23 protein-coding genes are annotated in these 20,762 nt (G+C 67.9%); 10 read left to right on the top strand and 13 right to left on the bottom strand.

The features are described 5' to 3' along the window. Positions 1–45: 45 nt before the first annotated feature. The 3 genes from NBRGI_RS20225 (at position 46) to NBRGI_RS47585 (ending at position 3,697) form a co-directional block, all read left to right on the top strand. A complete protein-coding gene (locus tag NBRGI_RS20225) occupies positions 46–441 on the top strand; it encodes a PPOX class F420-dependent oxidoreductase (RefSeq protein ID WP_029898609.1) in 396 nt (131 codons plus the stop codon). A gap of 159 nt (positions 442–600) precedes the next feature. After that, the gene (locus NBRGI_RS20220; RefSeq protein WP_370627803.1) at positions 601–2,604 is read left to right on the top strand and encodes a hypothetical protein; all 2,004 of its coding nucleotides are present in this window, start codon (positions 601–603) and stop codon (positions 2,602–2,604) included. A gap of 181 nt (positions 2,605–2,785) precedes the next feature. Continuing rightward, positions 2,786–3,697, top strand: a complete 912-nt coding sequence (locus NBRGI_RS47585) for a hypothetical protein (RefSeq protein WP_148310885.1) — start codon at positions 2,786–2,788, stop codon at positions 3,695–3,697. Between the two features lie 66 nt (positions 3,698–3,763). Here NBRGI_RS47585 and NBRGI_RS20210 read toward each other — a convergent pair whose 3' ends face one another. From NBRGI_RS20210 to sdhC, 4 genes are all read right to left on the bottom strand, one after another. Further along, positions 3,764–4,537, bottom strand: coding sequence for a succinate dehydrogenase iron-sulfur subunit (locus NBRGI_RS20210; RefSeq protein WP_029898603.1), 774 nt, complete (start codon positions 4,535–4,537; stop codon positions 3,764–3,766). Further along, the gene (gene sdhA / locus NBRGI_RS20205) at positions 4,537–6,288 is read right to left on the bottom strand and encodes a succinate dehydrogenase flavoprotein subunit (RefSeq protein WP_036560010.1); all 1,752 of its coding nucleotides are present in this window, start codon (positions 6,286–6,288) and stop codon (positions 4,537–4,539) included. The genes NBRGI_RS20210 and sdhA overlap by 1 nt, the downstream gene beginning before the upstream one ends. A 30-nt stretch (positions 6,289–6,318) precedes the next feature. Then, positions 6,319–6,750, bottom strand: a complete 432-nt coding sequence (locus NBRGI_RS20200; RefSeq protein WP_014981896.1) for a succinate dehydrogenase hydrophobic membrane anchor subunit — start codon at positions 6,748–6,750, stop codon at positions 6,319–6,321. Positions 6,751–6,831: 81 nt separating this feature from the next. Continuing rightward, positions 6,832–7,230, bottom strand: a complete 399-nt coding sequence (gene sdhC, locus NBRGI_RS20195) for a succinate dehydrogenase, cytochrome b556 subunit (protein ID WP_081869145.1) — start codon at positions 7,228–7,230, stop codon at positions 6,832–6,834. A 277-nt stretch (positions 7,231–7,507) separates the two neighbouring features. Between sdhC and NBRGI_RS20190 the strand changes: the two genes are divergently transcribed. Next, positions 7,508–7,909, top strand: a complete 402-nt coding sequence (locus NBRGI_RS20190; RefSeq protein WP_029898597.1) for a cytidine deaminase — start codon at positions 7,508–7,510, stop codon at positions 7,907–7,909. A 24-nt stretch (positions 7,910–7,933) separates the two neighbouring features. On the opposite strand, the gene NBRGI_RS20185 is transcribed toward NBRGI_RS20190, so the two are convergent. Further along, complete coding sequence (locus NBRGI_RS20185; RefSeq protein WP_029898595.1) at positions 7,934–8,173, bottom strand: hypothetical protein; 240 nt, start codon at positions 8,171–8,173, stop codon at positions 7,934–7,936. Between the two features lie 99 nt (positions 8,174–8,272). Between NBRGI_RS20185 and NBRGI_RS20180 the strand changes: the two genes are divergently transcribed. From NBRGI_RS20180 to NBRGI_RS20170, 3 genes are all read left to right on the top strand, one after another. Continuing rightward, complete coding sequence (locus tag NBRGI_RS20180) at positions 8,273–9,562, top strand: thymidine phosphorylase (RefSeq protein WP_029898593.1); 1,290 nt, start codon at positions 8,273–8,275, stop codon at positions 9,560–9,562. A 213-nt stretch (positions 9,563–9,775) separates the two neighbouring features. Beyond that, on the top strand, positions 9,776–10,873 hold the full coding sequence (locus NBRGI_RS20175) for an adenosine deaminase (protein WP_014981901.1): 1,098 nt from the start codon (positions 9,776–9,778) through the stop codon (positions 10,871–10,873). Positions 10,874–10,934: 61 nt separating this feature from the next. Continuing rightward, entirely contained in the window at positions 10,935–11,591 is a 657-nt protein-coding gene (locus NBRGI_RS20170) for a hypothetical protein (RefSeq protein WP_029898591.1), read from the top strand. Between the two features lie 98 nt (positions 11,592–11,689). Here NBRGI_RS20170 and NBRGI_RS20165 read toward each other — a convergent pair whose 3' ends face one another. The 5 genes from NBRGI_RS20165 to NBRGI_RS20145 are packed head-to-tail and all read right to left on the bottom strand — an operon-like array spanning position 11,690 to position 15,139. After that, positions 11,690–12,940, bottom strand: coding sequence for a hypothetical protein (locus NBRGI_RS20165; protein WP_029898589.1), 1,251 nt, complete (start codon positions 12,938–12,940; stop codon positions 11,690–11,692). Positions 12,941–12,966: 26 nt separating this feature from the next. Further along, complete coding sequence (locus NBRGI_RS20160) at positions 12,967–13,314, bottom strand: YbaB/EbfC family nucleoid-associated protein (RefSeq protein ID WP_014981904.1); 348 nt, start codon at positions 13,312–13,314, stop codon at positions 12,967–12,969. Between the two features lie 34 nt (positions 13,315–13,348). Continuing rightward, on the bottom strand, positions 13,349–13,690 hold the full coding sequence (locus NBRGI_RS20155; RefSeq protein ID WP_029898586.1) for a hypothetical protein: 342 nt from the start codon (positions 13,688–13,690) through the stop codon (positions 13,349–13,351). Next, positions 13,687–14,811, bottom strand: coding sequence for a C40 family peptidase (locus NBRGI_RS20150; protein WP_029898584.1), 1,125 nt, complete (start codon positions 14,809–14,811; stop codon positions 13,687–13,689). The genes NBRGI_RS20155 and NBRGI_RS20150 overlap by 4 nt, the downstream gene beginning before the upstream one ends. Before the next feature lie 4 nt (positions 14,812–14,815). Then, a complete protein-coding gene (locus NBRGI_RS20145) occupies positions 14,816–15,139 on the bottom strand; it encodes a type VII secretion target (RefSeq protein WP_036560002.1) in 324 nt (107 codons plus the stop codon). Between the two features lie 146 nt (positions 15,140–15,285). On the opposite strand from NBRGI_RS20145, the gene upp reads away from it, so the two are divergent. After that, positions 15,286–15,909 (top strand): uracil phosphoribosyltransferase, encoded by a 624-nt coding sequence (upp, locus tag NBRGI_RS20140; RefSeq protein ID WP_029898580.1) that lies wholly within the window; start codon positions 15,286–15,288, stop codon positions 15,907–15,909. 8 nt (positions 15,910–15,917) lie between these two features. Here the strand turns inward: upp and NBRGI_RS20135 are convergent, their stop codons facing one another. The 3 genes from NBRGI_RS20135 to NBRGI_RS20125 are packed head-to-tail and all read right to left on the bottom strand — an operon-like array spanning position 15,918 to position 18,440. Beyond that, positions 15,918–16,142, bottom strand: a complete 225-nt coding sequence (locus NBRGI_RS20135) for a hypothetical protein (RefSeq protein ID WP_014981909.1) — start codon at positions 16,140–16,142, stop codon at positions 15,918–15,920. A gap of 21 nt (positions 16,143–16,163) precedes the next feature. After that, the gene (locus NBRGI_RS20130; protein ID WP_029898577.1) at positions 16,164–17,660 is read right to left on the bottom strand and encodes a phospho-sugar mutase; all 1,497 of its coding nucleotides are present in this window, start codon (positions 17,658–17,660) and stop codon (positions 16,164–16,166) included. Next, a complete protein-coding gene (locus NBRGI_RS20125; RefSeq protein ID WP_029898575.1) occupies positions 17,661–18,440 on the bottom strand; it encodes a purine-nucleoside phosphorylase in 780 nt (259 codons plus the stop codon). A 270-nt stretch (positions 18,441–18,710) separates the two neighbouring features. Here NBRGI_RS20125 and NBRGI_RS20120 point away from each other — a divergent pair, with 270 nt between their 5' ends. Continuing rightward, entirely contained in the window at positions 18,711–19,415 is a 705-nt protein-coding gene (locus tag NBRGI_RS20120) for an enoyl-CoA hydratase-related protein (protein WP_029898573.1), read from the top strand. 104 nt (positions 19,416–19,519) lie between these two features. After that, positions 19,520–20,758 (top strand): M20 family metallopeptidase, encoded by a 1,239-nt coding sequence (locus NBRGI_RS20115; protein WP_228832789.1) that lies wholly within the window; start codon positions 19,520–19,522, stop codon positions 20,756–20,758. Positions 20,759–20,762 lie beyond the last annotated feature (4 nt).

Here is a 20,762-nt window from a genome sequence, read left to right as displayed (position 1 = left end):
GGAAAACGGTCGAGCGGTGCCCGGCGCTTCGCCTACTGTCCAGACATGGGAATCACGCTCAGCCCCGCCACCATCGCCCTGCTCGACGGCAAGAACTACGCGGTGCTCGCCACCCTGAACGCCGACGGCAGTCCGCAGACCTCCACGATGTGGGTGCTGCGGGACGGCAACGACCTGCTGTTCTCCACCTTGGCAGGCCGGCTCAAGCACCGGAACATGCTGCGCGACCCGCGGGTCAGCGTGACGGTGATCGACTCGGCGGACGGTGAGAGCTACGTCGAACTGCGTGGACGCGCGACCATCACACACGACGACGATCTGCGGGTCGGCCACGAACTGTCCTGGAAGTACGACGGTCGCGACCACGCGCTGCCCGCGCCGGGCGAGGTCCGGGTCGCGGTACGCGTCGAAGTGGAGAAGGCGACCGGCTACGCGGCCTGATCCCGCGCGTCCGCGGTCGCGCTGGTCTCTCGGGGCCTGGTTCAACCGGGACTCATGAACCAGGCCCTAGGGTGAGGCGGCATGGACACCGCTGCGGTCGTACCGAAGGTCGGGTCCGGTCGGGACTCGAGTGGCGTGGCTGCGAGTCCGGCGGGTGCAATGCGGTCTGCGGAGAGCGTGGACGCGGCCTTTGCCGCGCGGCCCGACGGCCTCGTGGCCCGCGTCGGCCGGGCTCGGCGCGTGCCGCCAGTCCTGCTCGTCGCAGGTGGTTTGATCGCGCTGCAGCTCGTACTTCGGGGCTGGGTGGCGGCCGGCGGCTACTTCTACTGGGACGACCTGATCCTGGTCGGCCGGGCCGCTCGATATCCGTTGCTGTCCACGCAACTGTTGCTGCACAACCACGACGGGCATTTCATGCCGCTCGCCTTCGTCGTCGCCTGGGTGGTGACGCGGGTGGCTCCGTTGGTGTGGGCAGGACCGGTGCTGGTGCTGGTCCTCGGACAGCTCGCGGTCTCGGCGGCGGTGCTGCGCCTGTTGCGCCTGCTGCTCGGCCTGCGGTGGGCGCTGCTGGTGCCGCTCGTCTTCTTTCTCTTCTCACCGGTGACGCTGCCTGCCTTCGCGTGGTGGTCGGCCGCATTGAACACACTGCCACTGCAATTCGCGCTCGCCTGGGTCATCGGAGACGCGCTGCTTCTGCTGCGCACCGGTCGCCGCCGCTACGCGGTCTCCGGGGTCGTCGTGCTCGCGATCGCACTCCTGTTCTTCGAGAAGTCGGTGATCGTGCCGTTCGTCGCGTTCACGGTCGCGACGCTGACGCAGTACCTCGACCGACAGCAGCACGGTGGGCGGGGATCTGTTGTGCGAGCGCAAGTCGCCGGGCAGCGGGATGGCGGTGGGCGGGAGTCTGTGGCGCTTGCGCGGTGCGGCGCCGAGCAGCGGGGCGTGGGAAGTCGGGAGTCTGTGGCGCTTGCGCAGCGCGGCGCCGGGCAGCGGGGCGTAGGTGGGCGGGGATCGGTGGTGGGCGAGGTGGTGCGAGGCGGGAAACGTCTGTGGGTGGGTTCGGGTTCGGTGCTGGTGTGCTGGCTGGCGGGGTATCTGGCAGTCGTCGGGGTGTCCGGTGTGCACAACAATCCGGAGGGCATGCGGGATTGGTTGCCCAATGCGACCTCGCTCGGCGTGGTGCCCGCCTTGGTCGGTGGGCCGTGGCGGTGGGAGCGCTGGTTGCCCGCCGCGCCCTGGGCCGATCCGCCGAGCGGCGCCGTCGTGCTGGCCTGGGTGGTGCTGATTTCGGTGGTGGCACTGTCGGTGTACCTGCGGCGCGGGGTGTGGCCGGTGTGGGTGCTCGCCGTCGCCTATGTGCTGTTGCTGCAGTTGCCGGTCGCGCTGGTACGCGGCGGACCGAATACGGCCGCCGAACTCATGCAGTCGCTGCGCTATTTCGCCGATCTGGGCGTGACGTTCGCTGTCGTGGGTGCCTTGCTCCTGCGGGCGCGTCCGCGCCGACCGCTACCTCGGCGGTTCGGGTCCCGTACCGCAGTCGCGCTGACGGCGTTGTTCGTCGTCAGCAGCCTGTGCTCCACTTATACTTTCGTGCGCTCCTGGCGCCCGAGTCCGACGAAAACCTATGTCGCGAACGTGAAGTCGGCCCTCGCGCACTGGGACGGGGTACCGCTGCTGGAACAGGAGGTCCCCTGGGACGTGCTGAACCCGCTGGCCTACCCGCAGAATTTGGCCAGCCGGGTACTCGCCCCCGTCGCCGCGCCGGGCACCTTCGCCGACTCGACCCCGCGCCTGCGCATGATCACCGACACCGGCACCGTCGTCGATGCCCAAGTCTGGTGGAACCGCCGCATCCTGCCGGGCCCGGACCCCCAGTGCGGCTATCGAATTCACGGTGGCGACCCGGTCACCGTCCGACTCGACGGGCCCATGCTCGAACACGAATGGACCGCCCAGCTCAACTATCTGGCCGGCCGCGACGGCAAACTAGCCGTCGCCTTCGAGCACGGCACCCCCGTCACCGTCCCGGTCCAGGCAGGCCTCAACACCGTCTACGTCCGCCTGACCGGCAGCGGCTCCGCCCTCCGCATCTCCTCCCGCACCCCGAACCTCACCACCTGCCTCGGCGTCGGCCCCGTAGGCGTCGCCTCCTACGACAACTAGCGGCTCCGCTCTGTACGGACCATCACGGGCCGGACCCGGTTGGACGAGATTCTTCGATCCATGGGTACCCTTCTGAGGCGCGAAACGTGCTATGTGAGTGCGTAATTGGACGCGTGCATAGTTTTGTTAGATCGACGGCGAATAGATCTCAACGTGGCACATCGCGCCGTACCATCATGAAATGGGGGAGATATTCGATCATTTCAGACGTCTGCTGGGGCTCTTCGCCGGAGTGCTCGAGTACCTGAGCCCTTGGGATGTGCCGTGGCCGCTGACCTTCGCTCTGATCTTCCCGATCATCATGGCGGTAATGGCTGGGGCGGTGTGGTGGTCTCGAGGGAAGGCGTGGCCGGTTCCATGCGAGTACCCGCTGACCACCACAGGCCGTCCGTGTCGTAACCGTGTGCTGGGTGAGTGGCAGCGTTGTCACCATCACCGGCCAGGCCGGCGGCGCCGAAATGGCCGCGAGATACATGAGTTGTTACGTTGGCAGACGGTCAGACGCGGCAACCGGATAGAGCGAGACGACATCTTCGGCCGCGGCTTCTTGCGTGGCCGGACCCGGATGCGCGGGCTGCTGTACTTTCGGGGCTTCGCCCGGCCGCCGCGTGACGTCGCCACCTTTTGGCGGACCTGGCTGAGTGAACGCCGCGACGATCTACGTGCGTTACTGGCCCAGTTCCGTGCCCAAGGAGGTTTCAGTGTTCGTGTGCTGTTCACCGGGCCGATGGACCCTGCCGCACGTGAGGGGGTCTCCGATCGCCTCACACAGGTGATATGGGCAACCCGCCTCGTTCTATTGCTGGTTACCGCAGGATTGTTGCTCGTGGCCTTCGGCGAAGTACGCAACTACCAACCGAAGGAGCCGTTCAGCTACCTCCCGACGCTGATGTTCGTCGCCGCGTGGGCCGTTGTTCGATGGGGCATCTGGGTGAGGGCTACCGAAGGACCGCCGCAAGCCGGCTGGCGTGGCAATTGGCTGTGGCAGGCAGCGAGTCAAACTTGGCGATGGTTCGGGTCTTTCGTGATCATCTCGGTAGTAATCGGTCTGCTCCTGGACCACTTGGAGAAGTTTCCGATCAGCCGAGGATGAGCCCGCCCCCGGGAACGGCGAAGGCCGCCTGCATCTTTCGATGGAGGCGGCCTTCGCGGGGGCTGGTCAGCGGGCGAAGAGGAGGGCGCGCTTGACTTCTTGGATGGCCTTGGTGACCTCGATGCCGCGGGGGCATGCGTCGGTGCAGTTGAAGGTGGTGCGGCAACGCCAGACACCTTCGACATCGTTGAGGATGTCGAGGCGTTCGCGGGCACCCTCGTCGCGGCTGTCGAAAATGAAGCGGTGCGCGTTGACGATGGCGGCGGGACCGAAGTAGCTGCCGTCACTCCAGTACACGGGGCACGAGGTGGTGCAGCACGCACAGAGGATGCACTTGGTGGTGTCATCGAAGCGCGCGCGGTCGGCCTGCGACTGGATGCGCTCGCGGGTCGGCTCGTTGCCCGAGGTCATCAGGTACGGCTTCACCGCGCGGAACGCGTCGAAGAACGGCTCCATGTTCACCACGAGGTCCTTCTCCACGGGCAGGCCGCGGATCGGCTCGACGGTGATGGTGAGGGTCTTGTCGCCCTTGGGCAGCATGTCCTTCATCAGCACCTTGCAGGCCAACCGGTTCACCCCGTTGATCCGCATGGCGTCGGAGCCGCACACACCGTGCGCGCAGGACCGCCGGAACGTCAGCGTGCCGTCCAGGTAGGACTTGATGTAGATGAGCACGTTGAGGAATCGGTCCGTCGGCAGCACCGGCACCTGGAACGACTCCCAGTGCGCACCCTTGTCGTCCTCCGGGTTGAACCGGGCCACCTTGACGGTGACCATCACGGAGCCCTCGGGGACCGGCGCGGGCTTGGCCGGAGGGGTCTTCTCGAGTACGGCAGTCATCAGTACTTACGCTCCATCGGCTCGTAACGGGTCTGCACCACCGGCTTGAAGTCGAGGCGGATATCGGAGATCAGATCCGCGCTTTCCTTGTAGGCCATCGTGTGCCGCATGAAGTTCACGTCGTCGCGGTCCGGGTAGTCCTCGCGGGCGTGGCCGCCGCGCGATTCCTTCCGGTTGAGCGCACCGACGACGGTGACTTCGGCCAGCTCCAGCAGGAAGCCGAGCTCGACGGCTTCCAGCAGGTCGCTGTTGTAGCGCTTGCCCTTGTCCTGCACCGTGATCCGGCTGTAGCGCTCCTTCAGCACGTGGATATCGGTGAGGGCCTGCTTGAGGGTGTCCTCGGTGCGGAACACGGCGGCGTTCATGTCCATCGTGTACTGCAACTCGGTGCGGATATCGGCGACCCGCTCGTCGCCGTGCTCGGACAGGATCAGCGCGAGCCAGTCCTGCACCATCTGCGCGGGCTTGTCCGGCAGGTCCACGAACTCGGTGCGGTGTGCGTACTCGGCGGCGGCGATGCCGGCGCGGCGGCCGAACACGTTGATGTCGAGCAGCGAGTTGGTGCCGAGGCGGTTGGAGCCGTGCACCGACACGCAGGCGCACTCGCCCGCGGCGTACAGGCCGGGCACCACGTCGGTGTTGTTGCGCAGCACCTCGCCGCGGATCTTGGTCGGGATACCACCCATCACGTAGTGACAGGTGGGCATGACCGGCACCAGCTCGGTCACCGGGTCGACACCCAGATAGGTGCGCGCGAATTCGGTGATGTCGGGCAGCTTCTCCTCGAGCACGTCCTCGCCGAGGTGGGTCACGTCGATGTAGACGTAGTCCTTGTTCGGCCCGGCGCCGCGACCCTCGAGCACCTCCAGCACCATCGAGCGGGCGACGATGTCGCGCGGCGCGAGGTCCTTGATGGTGGGGGCGTAGCGCTCCATGAAGCGCTCACCGCTGGCGTTGCGCAGGATGCCGCCCTCGCCGCGCACGGCTTCGGAGATCAGGATGCCGAGACCGGCCAGGCCCGTCGGATGGAACTGGTGGAATTCCATGTCCTCCAAGGGAAGACCCTTGCGGAACACGATCGCCATGCCGTCGCCGGTCAGCGTGTGCGCGTTCGAGGTGGTCTTGTACATCCGGCCGGAGCCGCCGGTGGCGAAGATGATCGACTTCGCGTGGAAGACGTGGATGTCACCGGTGGCCAGCTCGTAGGCGACGACGCCGGTGGCGACCTGGCCCCGGTCGGTGTCGCTGAGCACCAGGTCGAGCACGTAGAACTCGTTGAAGAACTCGACGTCGTGCTTGACACAGTTCTGGTACAGCGTCTGCAGGATCATGTGACCGGTGCGGTCGGCCGCGTAGCACGCGCGCCGTACCGGAGCCTTGCCGTGATCGCGGGTGTGACCACCGAAACGACGCTGGTCGATCTTGCCCTCGGGCGTCCGGTTGAACGGCAGACCCATCTTCTCCAGGTCCATCACCGCGTCGATGGCCTCCTTGGCCATGATCTCCGCGGCATCCTGGTCGACCAGGTAGTCGCCACCCTTGACGGTGTCGAAGGTGTGCCATTCCCAGTTGTCTTCTTCGACGTTCGCCAGTGCGGCGCACATGCCACCCTGTGCCGCGCCGGTGTGGCTGCGGGTCGGGTACAACTTGGTCAGGACGGCGGTACGCGCCCGGGGCCCGGCCTCGATCGCCGCGCGCATGCCGGCGCCACCGGCACCGACGATCACGACGTCGTAGCGATGCTCCTGAATCCGCGATTCACTCATCGAAGTGGCCTGTTCCTAACTGATGTTGGGGTCGAAGGTGAAGATGACGTACGTGCCGACGGCCAGGATCAGGATCATCGAAATGGCCAGCAGGGTGTTCAGCCAGAACCGAGTCGAGTCCTTGCGGGAGTAGTCCGCGATCACCGTGCGCAGGCCGTTGCCGCCGTGCAGCTGGGCGAGCCAGAGCATGGTCAGGTCCCAGATCTGCCAGAACGGGCTGGCCCAGCGGCCGGCGACGAAACCGAAGTTGAGCCGCTTCACGCCGCCGTCGAGCAGCAGCATGATCGTCATGTGGCCGAGCACGAGGACGATCAGCAGCAGGCCGGAGAAGCGCATGAACACCCAGGCGTACATCTCGAAGTTGTTCTTCGAGCGGGCGCGGGGCGAGCGCGGCGAATCGAGGCTGGCCGGCCGGTCATAAGACTTACCAAGTACAGGTGCGCTCATGCCTGCACCTCGCTGACGCTCGGCTCCGGCATGACCGCACTGGCGGCTGTTGTCATTTTTTGCTCGCTTCGCTCACGCATCTCAGTGCTCCGTGAAGAGGTAGAAGAACTGGCGACCGATGGCGGGAACCGCCAGCACGAACCAGATCGCGAGGATGATCCAGAGCATCGTGCGCTGGTACTTGGGGCCCTTGGCCCAGAAGTCGACCAGGATCACGCGGACGCCGTTGAGCGCGTGGAAGAGCACGACGACGACCAGGCCCATTTCCATCAGGGCGACGATGGGCGTCTTGTAGGTCTCGATCGCCTGGTTGTAGGTGTCCGGGCTGACTCGGACCAGCGCGGTATCCAAGACGTGCACGAAGAGGAAGAAGAAGATGGTGCAACCGGTGATCCGGTGCAGCGCCCAGGACCACATTCCGGGGTCGCCTCGGTACAGCGTCTTCCGCTTCGGCTGGGCCGGAGCTTCTATCGTGGTCATAGAGTGCGGTGCCTCCAACGTCGTTGATGGACCCGGTTCGCTGATTCGACGCCGGCTGCGTTCCGGGGCATATGCCCAGGTGGCTGCGTTGCGGCCCGCTGCCGGGAACCTGAACCGATCTATTTGGACTCTAATCCTCTCGGTTTGCCGGAACTAATTCGGCGTGCCGTGCGTTGCGCTACAGTCGGGCGGGTTAGGTTTGCCTTTCTTGATGCGTGAAGGGTTCCGCTGAGGGCCCGTTGCGGCCAGGTCGGGCTCGCTCGAGAAGGGGTTCACGATGCCGGAAATCGACTGGAAATCCCTGCGTGACAACGCAATTCAAGTAATGCGTAATGCCTATGTACCGTACTCGCGGTTTCCGGTCGGAGCAGCGGCTCTCAGCGCCGATGGTCGAATTGTGCGGGGCTGCAATGTGGAAAATGTCTCATATGGTTTGACCCTGTGTGCCGAATGCGTACTCATCGGTAACTTGCATTCCGGCGGTGGGGGCCGGTTGCTCGCCCTCGCCGTATGCGATTCCCGCGGCGAAATCCTGATGCCCTGTGGGCGCTGCCGCCAGCTCCTCTACGAGCACGGCGGGTCCGACCTGCTGGTCGATCACCGCCGTGGTCCCGTCCGCCTCGCCGCCCTGCTTCCCGACGCCTTCGGCCCCGACGACCTGGACGCCGGCCAGCTGTAAGCCGTTCGACCAGGCTGGTCGGCCTCAGCAGTCCGCGTCGAGGGCAGCGTCGATGTCGTCCTCCGTGGCGCTGGTGATCGCCGGGATGTCCGCGGCGGGGACGCCGATATGGCGCAAGAGGAGGGCGAAGCTGCGGCGCTGCACCAGTTCTATCCCGGTGACGCGGCGCTTCAGCTCGTACAACGACTCGCTGTGCGTGTCTTCGATATCGGTGACGCGCGTCGCCAGCTCGCGGACGCGGCGGTCGAGGTGTGCCGATGTCATTGGTCCCCCTTGCCCCGTGTTCGATTGATGCGCTGAGGCTATCGGAGGGTACCGACAAGAACCAGCTATCGGCGGCCGGCTCGTGCCAGACTGGCGAATGTGACGGCACTGGACGCGGTTTCGATCATCACTGCCAAGCGTGACGGCGGCGCGCTGTCGGACGCCCAGATCGACTGGGTGATTGACGGGTTCACCAAGGGGGTGGTGGCCGACGAGCAGATGTCGGCCCTGGCCATGGCGATCGTGTGGCGAGGGATGACCCGGCGCGAGACCGCGCGCTGGACCGCCGCGATGATCGCGTCCGGCCGCCGGATGGACTTCACCGATCTGCCCCGGCCCACCGTGGACAAGCATTCGACCGGCGGGGTGGGCGACAAGATCACGCTGCCGTTGGCGCCGTTGGTCGCCGCGTGCGGCGCGGCCGTTCCGCAGCTGTCCGGGCGCGGGCTCGGTCACACCGGCGGCACGCTCGACAAGCTGGAAGCGATTCCCGGCTGGCAGGCCGACGTTTCGGTGCCGCGGATGCGCGAGTTGCTCAGTGACCCCGCTGTCGGCGCGGTGGTGTGCGCGGCGGGCGCCGACCTGGCACCGGCGGACAAACGGCTCTACGCACTGCGTGATGTCACCGGCACCGTGGAATCCATCCCGTTGATCGCCAGTTCGATCATGAGCAAGAAGATCGCGGAGGGCACCGCGGCCTTGGTGCTCGACGTGAAGGTCGGCGCGGGCGCGTTCCTGAAGACGCTCGACGGCGCGCGCGAATTGGCCACGGCCATGGTCGAATTGGGCACTGACGCGGGCGTGCGCACGGTGGCGCTGCTCACCGCGATGGACACCCCGCTCGGCCGGACGGCGGGTAACGCGCTGGAGGTGGCCGAGTCGGTGGAGGTGCTCGCCGGGGGCGGGCCCGCGGACATCGTCGAACTCACCGTCACGCTCGCGCGCGAGATGGTCGCACTGGCCGGGCTCGACGTCGACCCGGCCGACGTGCTGGCCGACGGGCGGGCGATGGATCACTGGCGCGCGATGGTCCGGGCGCAAGGCGGCGACCCGGATGCCGCGCTGCCCACCGCGAAACACACCGAGGTGATCAAGGCCGAGCGTGCCGGCGTGCTCACCCGCCTGGATGCCATGGGCGTCGGCATCGCGGCGTGGCGGCTCGGCGCGGGCCGGGCCAGGCAGGGCGATCCGGTGCAGTTCGGCGCGGGCGTCGAAATGCATGCCAAGCCAGGCGATTCCGTCTCTGCCGGGCAGCCGTTGCTCACCCTGCACACCGACACCCCCGACGCGTTCGCCGGGGCGCAGGACGCGCTGCGGGAGGCTGTCGCCATCGGCGACACCGGTGAGAAGCCCACCGCCCCTTTGCTCCTCGGACGAATCGGCGTCTGAGCGGCCCGCACGGCTCGACGCACGGCGGCTCCGGCTGCACGAAACAGCCTGGTGGACAACGGGAGCACTGCCGCACGCAGCACCGGCTCCGCGAGCAGACCGAGCGTCTGTCCGGTGTCCGGGTGTGGGCCGTCACGGGATGGGCGGGCAACGAGATGGTTGCCACTACGTCAGTCGGGTGCCGTTGCGGCGAGGTGCGGCTACCGTCATTACATGACTGGACCGACCGCATTGACCCTTGCCTCGATCCGACAGGCGCCAAAAGCGCTGCTGCACGACCACCTCGACGGTGGTCTACGGCCCGCCACGGTGCTGGAGCTGGCCGCCGAGTGCGGCTATGCGGACCTACCCGCCACGGACGAGGCGGCGCTGGCCGCCTGGTTCCGCGACGCGGCCGACAGCGGATCGCTGGAACTGTATCTGGAAACTTTCGCGCACACCGTCGCCGTCATGCAGACGCCGGAGGGTCTGCGCCGGGTCGCCCGCGAATGCGCGGAAGACCTCTCCGCGGACGGGGTGGTGTACGCCGAGGTGCGTTTCGCCCCCGAACAGCACCTCGAGCGCGGACTGACCCTCGACGAGGTCGTCGAGCACACCCTGGCCGGCTTCCGGGAGGGCGAGGCGGCGGCCGCGGCCGCAGGCCGCCCGATCGTGGTGACCTGCCTGCTCACCGCCATGCGGCATGCGGCACGCTCGCGCGAGATCGCCGAGCTCACCGTGCGCTTCCGGGATCGCGGCGTGGGCGGCTTCGATATCGCGGGTGCGGAGGCCGGGTTCCCGCCCAGCCGGCACCTGGACGCATTCGAATACATGCGCGCCAACAGCGCGCACTTCACCATTCACGCCGGCGAGGCGTTCGGGCTGCCCTCGATCCACGAGGCGCTCGCCTTCTGCGGCTGTGACCGGCTCGGCCACGGCGTGCGGATCACCGACGACATCAGCGTGCCCGGCGCGATCGAGGACGCCCGCCTGGGACTGGTCGCGAACTACGTGCGGGATATGCGCATCCCGCTGGAGCTCTGTCCGTCGTCGAACGTGCAGACCGGCGCGGTGCCCTCGCTCGACAAGCACCCGTTCGACCTGCTGGCCCGGCTGCGCTTCCGGGTCACGGTGAACACCGACAACCGGCTGATGAGTGACACCACCATGAGCAAGGAGATGCTCAAGCTGGTCGACACGTTCGACTACGGCTGGAGCGATCTCGAACGTTTCACCATCAACGCGATGAAGTCGGCGTTCATCCCGTTCCCGGAGCGGCTGCGGATCATCGACGACATCATCAAGCCGGGCTACGCGGTGCTGCTCGGTTAGGCGGTGTGAACCGGGTGACAGTCCGTGAGTGACTGCACCCGGTTTCGCTAGCGTGGCCGCTATGGCGACACTGCGCATTCCGAGTCGATTCAACGGCCCGCCCGGCACCGGTAACGGCGGATACGTGGGCGGCTTGCTCGCCGAACAGCGCGACGAGGCCGCGGTCACCGTGATCCTGCGCAACCGCCCGCCGCTGGACACTCCGCTCGACCTGCGTGACGGGCACCTGTACGACGGCGATACCCTGGTCGCCGAAAGCAGGGCCGGTGAATTCGACCGCGCCGCACCGCAATCGGTGCCCTACGCGACAGCCGCGGCGGCCGCGAGTTCGTACCGATCCAACGAGATGTTCGCGTCCTGCTTCGTCTGCGGCAGCGGCCGCGCCGACGGCCTGCGCATCGAGGCGGGCGCGGTGGACGCGGGCCGGGTGGCGGCACCGTGGATTCCCGACGCCTCGCTACCGCTCGGCCCCGCCATCGTGTGGGCCGCCATGGATTGCCCCGGTGGCTGGTCGCTGCCCGACATGATGGACCGGCCCGCCCTGCTCGGCTCCATGACCGCGACGGTGCACGACTTGCCCTCGATCGGGGAGCAGTGCGTCGTGGTCGGCGAGGCGCACGGTGCGCAGGGCCGCAAATCGTTCGCGTCCACCGCCGTCTACGGCGCCGACGACCGGCTGCTCGGCCGGGCCGAGCAGATCTGGATCCGGCTGAATTGACCACGGCGGTGAATTGACCACGGCGGCAACCGAAGCCGAAACAAGCCGAGCCCCCGTCGCGGATGCGGCGGGGGCTCGTGGCTACTGCGGGTCCGGGTCTACTGCGGGTTGAGCCGGGATTCGAAATTGCGTTCCAGCTCCCGCCAGGACTGCGCCTCGGCGGCGAACGGCGGGTTGGGCGCCATCCGGCTCGGGTCCGGGTTCAGCAGGTACGACACATACCAGCCGAGCGGAGTGGACTGGGCCAGGGCCTGTTCCACGACATCGTCGCCCGCGTAGTCGGAGGCGTCGGTGAACAATTCGACCGCCAGGTCGAGCTGTTCGATGTCGACCGCTTCCGGGCCCTCGGCCAGATCGTCGGCCAGCCCGGGTAGTACGTAGACGTTCTCGTCGGTGACCTCGACCTCCAGCGAGCCGTCCACCGCGGCGGTCTGCACATCGGTGAAGGTGCTGACGCGCGCCAGGTCGTGCTCGTGATCGTCGGCCAGGTAGCGGGCCAGCGCGCGCTCGGAGGTGAACACCGTGATCGCGTTGTCGCTGCCGAGGAAGATCGGCTCGTCGTCCAGGTAACAGCGCAGCGTGAAGTACGTGCCGTCCGAGGTGACGATCTTGACCGGGTCGATGCCGACCTCGTTCCAGAACGATTCGTCCTCGTCTTCTTCGTCCTCGTCGTCGGCATCCAGGTCGACGGGCTCGAACTCGTCTTCTTCGTTGTCCGCCGCGTCGTCGGCGTCGACCACGTTCTCCTCGGCGGCCAGCAGTTCGGCCTCGGCGACGGCGACCGCCTCCGCGTCGACGTCGGGGGTCTGCACGACCGAGTCGATGGCGTCCAGCACGTCGTCCCAGCCCTTGGCGATGGCGGCGCCGATCTGGTCCCACAGCTCTTCGCCGTCGCGGCCGAGGAAGGCGTTCACACCGCCGGGCAGCGCGCCGAGCACCGGATGCGACCCGAAGAACTTGGTCACCGTCTCCAGTTCGCACACCTCGCCGATGTTGCGGACCATGCTGAGGGTGTCTTCGAGCTCGGCGATGGTCTCCACCTCGGGCTCGCCCGCCGCCAGCTCGGGCACGGCGACCAGATCGAAGGAGAAGTTCTCCTCCGGCTCCAGTTCCACCGCCGACAGCCCGGCGACGACCTTCCACGCCGGATGGTCGACGAGGTCGTTGTCGGAGTTGGTCCGGATGAACGCGGCCAGCTCCGCAACGGTCTCGAAACCGTAGAGGGAGTCCTCGTGTCCGAGGAACGCCTCCCACTCGTCGTCACCGTCTCGCCAGCGCGGTGCCCACAGGGTGACGAGATCGCCGTCGGTCAGGCCGAGCTCGATCGGGACGATGTCTCCAGAAGCCATGAGCGGAAGCCTATCTACCTTCCGCGTCAGGCACTATCCGGCCCGCCCCCAATGGTTCCGCCGGCGGGGTTCGCCGGCGGAACGAACGACTCGTTCAGTGTCGCAACGACCTTCGAGCGCTGGTTGCCCGCGTCCTCCGCGGCCTGCCTGCACGCCCAGACGATCAGCTGTCCGACCTCGGCCGGCGGCAGCGAGGTGACGGTCTCGGCGAGGCTCAGCGCGACGAGCGCGCCGTCGCTGTCCACCTCGACGGTGACCGAGCCGTCGTCGGTGGTGTGGCGACCCCGGACCTGCTTGAGGCCGTACAGCGCCGCCTCCAGCGCCTCCAGCTTCTGCGTCGCGTTGGCGACCAACGCGTCCATCTCGGCACTCATGCGGCAGTAACCATCGCTCGCTCGCTCCGCTCGCTCATACGGGCCTCATCCAGGTCGTCGGTCCGGTGTCCGCGTCGTCGATCCGGTCCAGCTCGTCGACCGCGGCCTGCCGGGTGGGCAGGCCGAGCCGGTCGAGGATGTCGGCGGGCATGCCGGCCTCGGCCAGCAATTCGCGCCTGCGGGCTTTCGCGGCGACGGTGGAGCGCTTGGTGAGCCGCAGGATCTCGTTCGCGAGAGTCTGAGCACCGTAACGGTATTCGCTGCGCTCGAACTTGATCTCCACCGGCATGCCCTGATCGGTGGCGCGCACCGAGATGGTCCCGGACCGGTTGGTGCTGGCGGCCACCGTGACGTTCGGAATCTGCGGCTGCGTCATGAGGTCGGCCGGTAGAAGCCGTGGAAGCCCATTCCTGAGTTCTCCGTTCGAATAGAGCTGATCTGGACCGGGTCACCGGCCTCGACGAACTGTCCGTTGCCGATCACCATGGCGACGTGGCCATCCCAGATGGCCAGATCGCCGGGCATCAGGTCGCCGGGGGAGACCGGACTTCCGGTGGCCTGATCGGCGGCCAGTCTAGGGATGTCGACGCCGGCCTCGCCGTAGGCGAATTTGGTGAGTCCGCTGCAATCCAATCCGGCGCCGGGGGTGTTGCCGCCCCACACATACGGGGTGCCGACCGCGCTGATCGCCGAGCGGACGGCGGTCGCCGCCTTTTCGTTGGGCGCCTCGACGACGCTGCCGTCGGGCAGCGTGATCTTCACGCCCTTGCCGTCGGCCGACAGACCCGACGAACCCGTGTTGGGCTTCGTGGTGGTGCTCGGCGCGTTCTGAGTGTTGGCGGTGGTGCTCGGCATCGACGCCGGGATGGTGGACATCGCCGAACTCATCAGGCCGCTCGCCATCGAACCCGCACCGCTGAGCGCGCTGGTCGCGGTCGACACGAACTGCTGCGCGCTCGCGGCGGAGGTGGCGGTGCCCGCGAGCGACGGCGTGGACGGCGGCGGCGTCAGCTCGGTCATCGAGGCGGTCTGCGTGTCCAGCTCGCTGCGCACCCGGCCGACCACGTTGAGCGCCTGCCCGAGGTGGTCGATCGCGGAACCGACGATCATCGTCATGCCCGCCGGCGTGGCCAGCGCGGGGCCCGCGCTGACGGCGGTGTTCACGAACGATTCGACGATGCCGGTGAGTTCCTTCTGGCCCGTCTCGACCTGGGCCGCGGCCTGATTCACCACGGTTGCCATGTCGTTGCCACGGTCGGAGATGGTGGCGGCGGAGGTCTGCACCCGCAGCGCCTTGGCGGTGGCGGCGTCGGCGGCCTGGCCGTCCCAGGCCGTGTTCATACCGTTGATGCTGTCGCGACCCATCTGGTGGATCTGGTCGACCACGCTGGACGTGCCGCGCAGCGCGTCGGACGGTCCGCCGGACGGCAGTACGCCGGAACCGAAGCTGGACAGCAGCTCGATGATCGGTTTGGCCAGTGCCTCGATATCGATCACGAGCTCACCCGTCCAGTTCGGCGGCCGCGCTCTGCAGCGATCCCGCGTGGTCGACGTCGGTTTCGGTGAGTACCGTGGCTGCGCCGGTGGCCGCGCCGCCCATGCTGGTCAGCACCGCGGACAATTGCCCGATGGCGGCGACGTGCCCGGCGTGCGCCGCGGCGTAAGCGGCCATGAAATCGCCGCCGATGAGTCCCATGATCGGGCCCAGTAATACGGGTTCGGCCGCCGCCGCGCCGGCCGCGGCCGTGGCCATTTCGCCGGCCATCACATGCGCGGTCGCGCCGTAGGCCGCGATGCCCTCGGTATCCGCCGACATCTTCCGCATCAGAGCTTCCCCCATCCTTGTTCCCAGGCAGAGTACGTCATCCACTTGGTTCGACGCGCGCTCTTCCCGTTCGGTTCCCACCGATGCGAAAAAACTTTCGGGGCGAGCTTTCGGCGGCAGACCCTGACTCACTTTATCGTTCCCTCATGCGTACTGACACCGTGGACCACCCGCTCGCCGCCGCCCTGTTGACCACGATGCGAGATGCGCGAACCGACAATTCCGCCTTCCGTACCGCGCTGCGCGATCTCACCCGCATCCTCATCTACGAGGCGCTGCGCGACGCGCCCGCGCAGCGATTCGAGATCAGCACGCCGGTGGCCGTCACCCAGGGTGCGCGGCTGGCCCAGCCGCCGCTGCTGGTGCCGGTGCTGCGGGCGGGCCTGGGCATGGTGGACGCGGCCGCCGAGTTGGTCCCCGACGCCAGGGTCGGCTTCGTCGGTATCGCGCGCGACGAGCAGACCCATCAGCCGGTCCCGTATATGGAGTCGCTGCCCGACGATCTGGCCGGACTCCCGGTCTACGTGCTCGATCCGATGCTGGCCACCGGCGGCTCGATGCGGCACACCCTGGAACTGCTCGCCGCCCGTGGCGCCACCGACATCACCGCGATCTGCGTGGTCGCCGCACCGGAGGGGGTGGCCGCGCTGGCCGCGTCGGGGCATCCGGTACGCCTGGTCACCGCGGCCGTCGACGAGGGCCTGAACGAGAACGCCTACATCGTCCCCGGCCTCGGCGACGCAGGCGATCGGCAGTTCGGCCCCCGCTGAGGCGCTTCTTACTTCTCCTGGGGCCTGGTGAACAGGACCAGGTGCGAGCAGTCCCGACATCGGTAGGCATCGACCAGCCAGTGGGGCCGGCCGGTGCGGATGGCGCCCCAGGAGCCGATCTCCAGGGCGCCCTCGGTCCAGCGGACGTGGCCGCGGGAACTGTCGCCGGAATCCTCGATGAAACCGGGGACCAGGCCGTCGCCGCCGCAGTGAGTACAGTGCATCGCCGTCATCAAATGATGATGCCTGGGCGATCAGAGCTGTCGGCAGTATTCGCGCAGGACGGAAAGGTGTTGTCCCGCAGTTGTCCTGGCGGTGGCCAACTCGGACCGGTCGCCGACCGGGGTCAGCACCTCCAGATAGCACTTGAGTTTCGGCTCGGTGCCGGACGGCCGGACCACCAGACGCGTGCCCGCGCCCTCGAAGATCAACGCGTCGGTGCGCATCCGCCCGCGCACCTGGAGCAGATCGGTGTACTTCACCGGCTCGCCCGCGATCTCGTCCGGCGGGTTCGCCCGCAGTCGGGCGACCACGTCGGCCGCGGCCGCGGGTGAAGCGAGGCGCAGCGACACCTGGTCGGTGCTGTACAGGCCGAATTGGACGGCGTAGTCGTCCAATTCGTCGCGCAGCGTGCGATCCGCCGCCTTCAGCCGCGCCACGAGGTCCACGGCCAGCACGGCGGCCGAGATGCCGTCCTTGTCCCGGACCGTCGCCGGATCGACGCAGTGGCCGATCGCCTCCTCGTACGCGTAGACCAGGCCGTCGCCCGCCCGGGCCAGCCATTTGAACCCGGTGAGCGTCTCGGCATACCGCGCACCGCGCGCAGCGGCGATCCTGGAGAGCAGCCGGGAGGACACGATCGTCGTCGCCACCAGCGCGTCCGGCGGGGCGGTGCGCAGCACACAGTCGCCGAGCAGCACGCCGGTTTCGTCGCCGCGCAGCATGCGCCAGGTGTTGTCCGGCAACGGAATTCCCACGGCGCAGCGGTCGGCATCGGGATCCAGCGCGATCGCCACGTCGGCGTCGACCCGCGCGGCCAGGGCGAGCAGGAGATCGGTGGCGCCCGGCTCCTCCGGGTTCGGGAACGCGACGGTCGGGAAGTCGGGATCCGGTGCGAACTGTTCCTCGACCACGTGCACATCGGTGAAACCCGCCGCGGTCATCGCCTGCCGCACCAGCTCGCCGCCGACGCCGTGCAGCGTGGTGAGCGCGATCCGGATCGGTGCGCGCGCGCCGGGACCGCCGATCAGGGCCGGCAACGACGCCACTCGGGCCAGGTAGCGCCGCACTACGTCGTCGTCCGACGGTACGACCGGCGTGCGTGCGATCGGCTCGGTGACCGCGTCGATACAGCGTTCGATCTCGGTGTCGGCCGGGGCGAGCAACTGGGAGCCGCCGTCGAGATAGACCTTGTAGCCGTTGTCGGTGGCGGGATTGTGCGAGGCGGTGATCTGCACCCCGGCCACCGCGCCGAGTTCGCGCACCGCGTAGGCGACCACCGGGGTGGGCAGCGGGCGCGGCAGCAAGGTCACCGGAAAGCCCGCTGCGGCGAAGATTTCCGCGGTAGCCGTGGCGAACTCGGCGGACCCGTGCCTGGCGTCGCGGCCGACGATCACCGTGCCACCGCCGAGGCAGCGGCCGCGCAACCATTCGACCAGGCCCGCGCTGGCCCTGGACACCGTGTGCACGTTCATGCCGTCAGGGCCGTCCTGCAGCGGACCCCGCAGGCCGGCGGTGCCGAAGCGCAGCATCTAGACCCGTTCCAGCACGCCGCGCAGCAGTTTGCCCAAACGCGGTGCGGCGGCGTGCCCTTCGGCGAGCACCTCGGCGTGCGACAGATGTCCGCCGGTGACACCGGCGGCCAGGTTGGTGACCAGCGAGATACCCAGCACCCGCGCGCCCAGCGCCCGGCACGCGATCACTTCGAGCACCGTCGACATGCCGACCAGATCGGCGCCCATGGTGCGCAACATCCGGATCTCCGCGGGCGTCTCGTACTGCGGGCCGGTCAGGCCCGCGTACACGCCCTCGGTCAGGCTCGAATCGATTTCCTTTGCCAGGGCACGCAATTCGGGATCCCAGGCGTCGACCAGATCGACGAAGGTGGCACCCGTCAGCGGGGTCCGCCCGGTCAGGTTCAAGTGATCGTTGATCAACACCGGCTCGCCGACCCGCAGCCCCTCGCGGATACCGCCCGCGGCGTTGGTGAGCAGCACGATCTCGGCTCCCGCCGCGATCGCGGCACTGACCGGATGCACCACATCACCTGGCTGGTAGCCCTCATAGAGGTGCTGACGACCCATCAACAGCAGCACCGGCGTGTCACCGACGCCGACCGAATGCACCATGCCGCCGTGCCCCTGCGCGCTCGGCATACCGAAGCCGGGCAACTCCGACATCGGAACCGAGGCGACCGGTGAACCGATCTCGGCCGCCGCCTCCTGCCAACCCGATCCGAGCACCACCGCAACGCGATGACGCGGCACTCCAGTACGTTCGGCGATCGCCTCGGCGGCCTGTTCGGCAAGCATGGAATCACACGATAGTCGTGTTGTCGGCCGCGCGGGCGCGGCGTTGTTCGCGGCCCCTGGTGTCGCGACGGCCGCGAACGGGTCGCTCGTAAGACTCGCTCCGTGGTGGGGACTTTCGGTGGGGGAGTGGCGGCGTTGTGCCGCGGGTTGCGTGTTGCGGACTGCGCGGTTGGGTGGGGTGGTGCAGTGGCTTCGGGGTGCCCAACTCGGCAACTGTGATGTTGCTACCCATGAGTAGGAAGTTCGGTGTGCGCCGGATACGCTCCTCGCATGCCGTATCTGGAACGTGAAGGGGAAGTGTTCGTCGTGTACCTCGGGAACGAGGGACAGACCGACAGCGAGAACCGCTTCCACCCGGACTGGATCGATGAGTTCCACCGGGTGCTGGACAAGGTGGAGGGCTCCGAGGGCCCGGCCGCGCTGGTGACCGTGGCGACCGGCAAGTTCTACAGCAACGGGCTCGACACGGACTGGCTGTTCGGCAACCTGGACAAGACGCACGCCTACCTGGACCGCGTGCACACGCTGTACACCCGCTTGCTGCAATTTCCGATGCCGACGGTGGCGGCGATCAACGGTCACGCGTTCGGCGCGGGCGCGATGCTGGCCACCTCGCACGACTTCCGGGTGATGCGCGCCGACCGCGGCTTCTACTGCCTGCCCGAGGTGCACCTGGGCATGCCGTTCACGGTCGGCATGAACGCGCTGCTCACCGAGCGGCTGGCGAATCAGGTCTGCGTGCAGGCGATGACCACCGGCCATCGCTACCCGGCCGACGAGGCGATCGCCGCGGGCATCGTCGACGGCAAGGCCGATGCCGAGTCGTTGCTGGCGACCGCCGTCGCGCGCGCCGCCGCCCTGGCGAGCAACCGCAAGCCCAACCTGCCGGTGATCAAGAGCGCGCTGCACGCCAAGGCGCTCGCCGGTCTCGCGGTGCCGACCACCCCGGACAACCTCGCCTTCGCCGCGGGCTGACCGCTCCCGCGAACAGCCGAATCCGCAGTTCGGGCGAGGTTGCCCGAGTAGTAGCCGCGATCTGAGCCACGCTCGGTTTGCGGTGCAGTGCAAGACTGTGTGCCATGCCACCACCGCGCAGCGGGCACCAGGAATCACGCAGCGACTACCGCAGCGCGCGTGCCGAGGCCGTGCAGCTGTCGGACGCCGCCATCAAGACCGCGGGCGATCTGCTGATCGATCTCTCGCACTCGATCCACGCCGAACCGGAGCTGGCGTTCGAAGAGACGCGCAGCATGGCCAAGACCATCGCGCCGCTCGCCGAGCGCGGCTTCGAGATCCGGACCGGCGTGGCCGAGCTGCCGACCGCGTTCCGCGCGAGCTTCGGTAGCGGTCCGCTCACGGTCGCGCTGTGCGCGGAGTACGACGCGCTGCCGGGCATGGGACATGCCTGCGGGCACAACATCATCGCCGCCGCGTCGGTCGGCGCCGCGCTCGGTCTCGCGGAGGTCGCCGACGCGCTCGGGCTGACCGTGCTGGTGCTCGGCACACCCGCCGAGGAGAGCGGCGGCGGCAAGGTGCTGATGCTGGAGCGCGGCGTCTTCGACGATGTGGCGATGGCGATGATGGTGCATCCCGGGCCGCTGGATATCGCGGGCGCGCATTCGCTCGCGATGGCCGACCTGTCGGTGGTGTTCCACGGTCGTGAGGCGCATGCGAGCGCCGCTCCGCACCTGGGTCTGAACGCGGGCGACGCGGTCACCGTCACCCAGGTTGCCCTCGGATTGCTGAGGCAGCATCTCCAGCCTGGCCAGCAACTTCACGGTATAGTCGGCGACGGTGGGGTAGCCCCCAACATCGTGCCCGGACGTGCGGAACTGCTGTATTACCTACGTGCAGTCGACTCGGCGTCACTCGACAATCTGATGCGACGAGCGTCGGCGTGTTTCGAGGCGGGCGCCCTCGCGACCGGCTGCCACCAGGAAATCCGGACTGTCGCGCCGACATATACCGAGCTGACACCCGATCCGGAGTTACTGTTTGCCTACCGCGAACAGATAACCGGATTGGGGCGAGTGCCGATCGCACCCGAGCTCGAGGCACAGCGGCCGCTCGGAAGCACGGACATGGGCAACGTCACCAACGTCATTCCGGGCATCCACCCAGTTATCGGCATTGATGCCGGTGGCGCGGTGACCCACCAGCCAGGTTTCGCCGCGGCGAGTGTCAACGCCTCGGCAGATCGAGCGGTGCTCGACGGTTCGCTCGCACTCGCGCGTACCGCGATCACCGCCGCGGGCGATGAAGAACACAGGGACAGGTTGTTGCAACGGCTCGTTCAACGACAGGAGGATATTCGGTGAGCAA

The sequence above is a fragment of the Nocardia brasiliensis IFM 10847 genome (assembly GCF_000710915.1).
GTDB lineage: Bacteria > Actinomycetota > Actinomycetes > Mycobacteriales > Mycobacteriaceae > Nocardia > Nocardia brasiliensis_A.
Note: the sequence above shows the minus strand (reverse complement) of the source record. Positions and strands in the feature narration are given on the sequence as shown.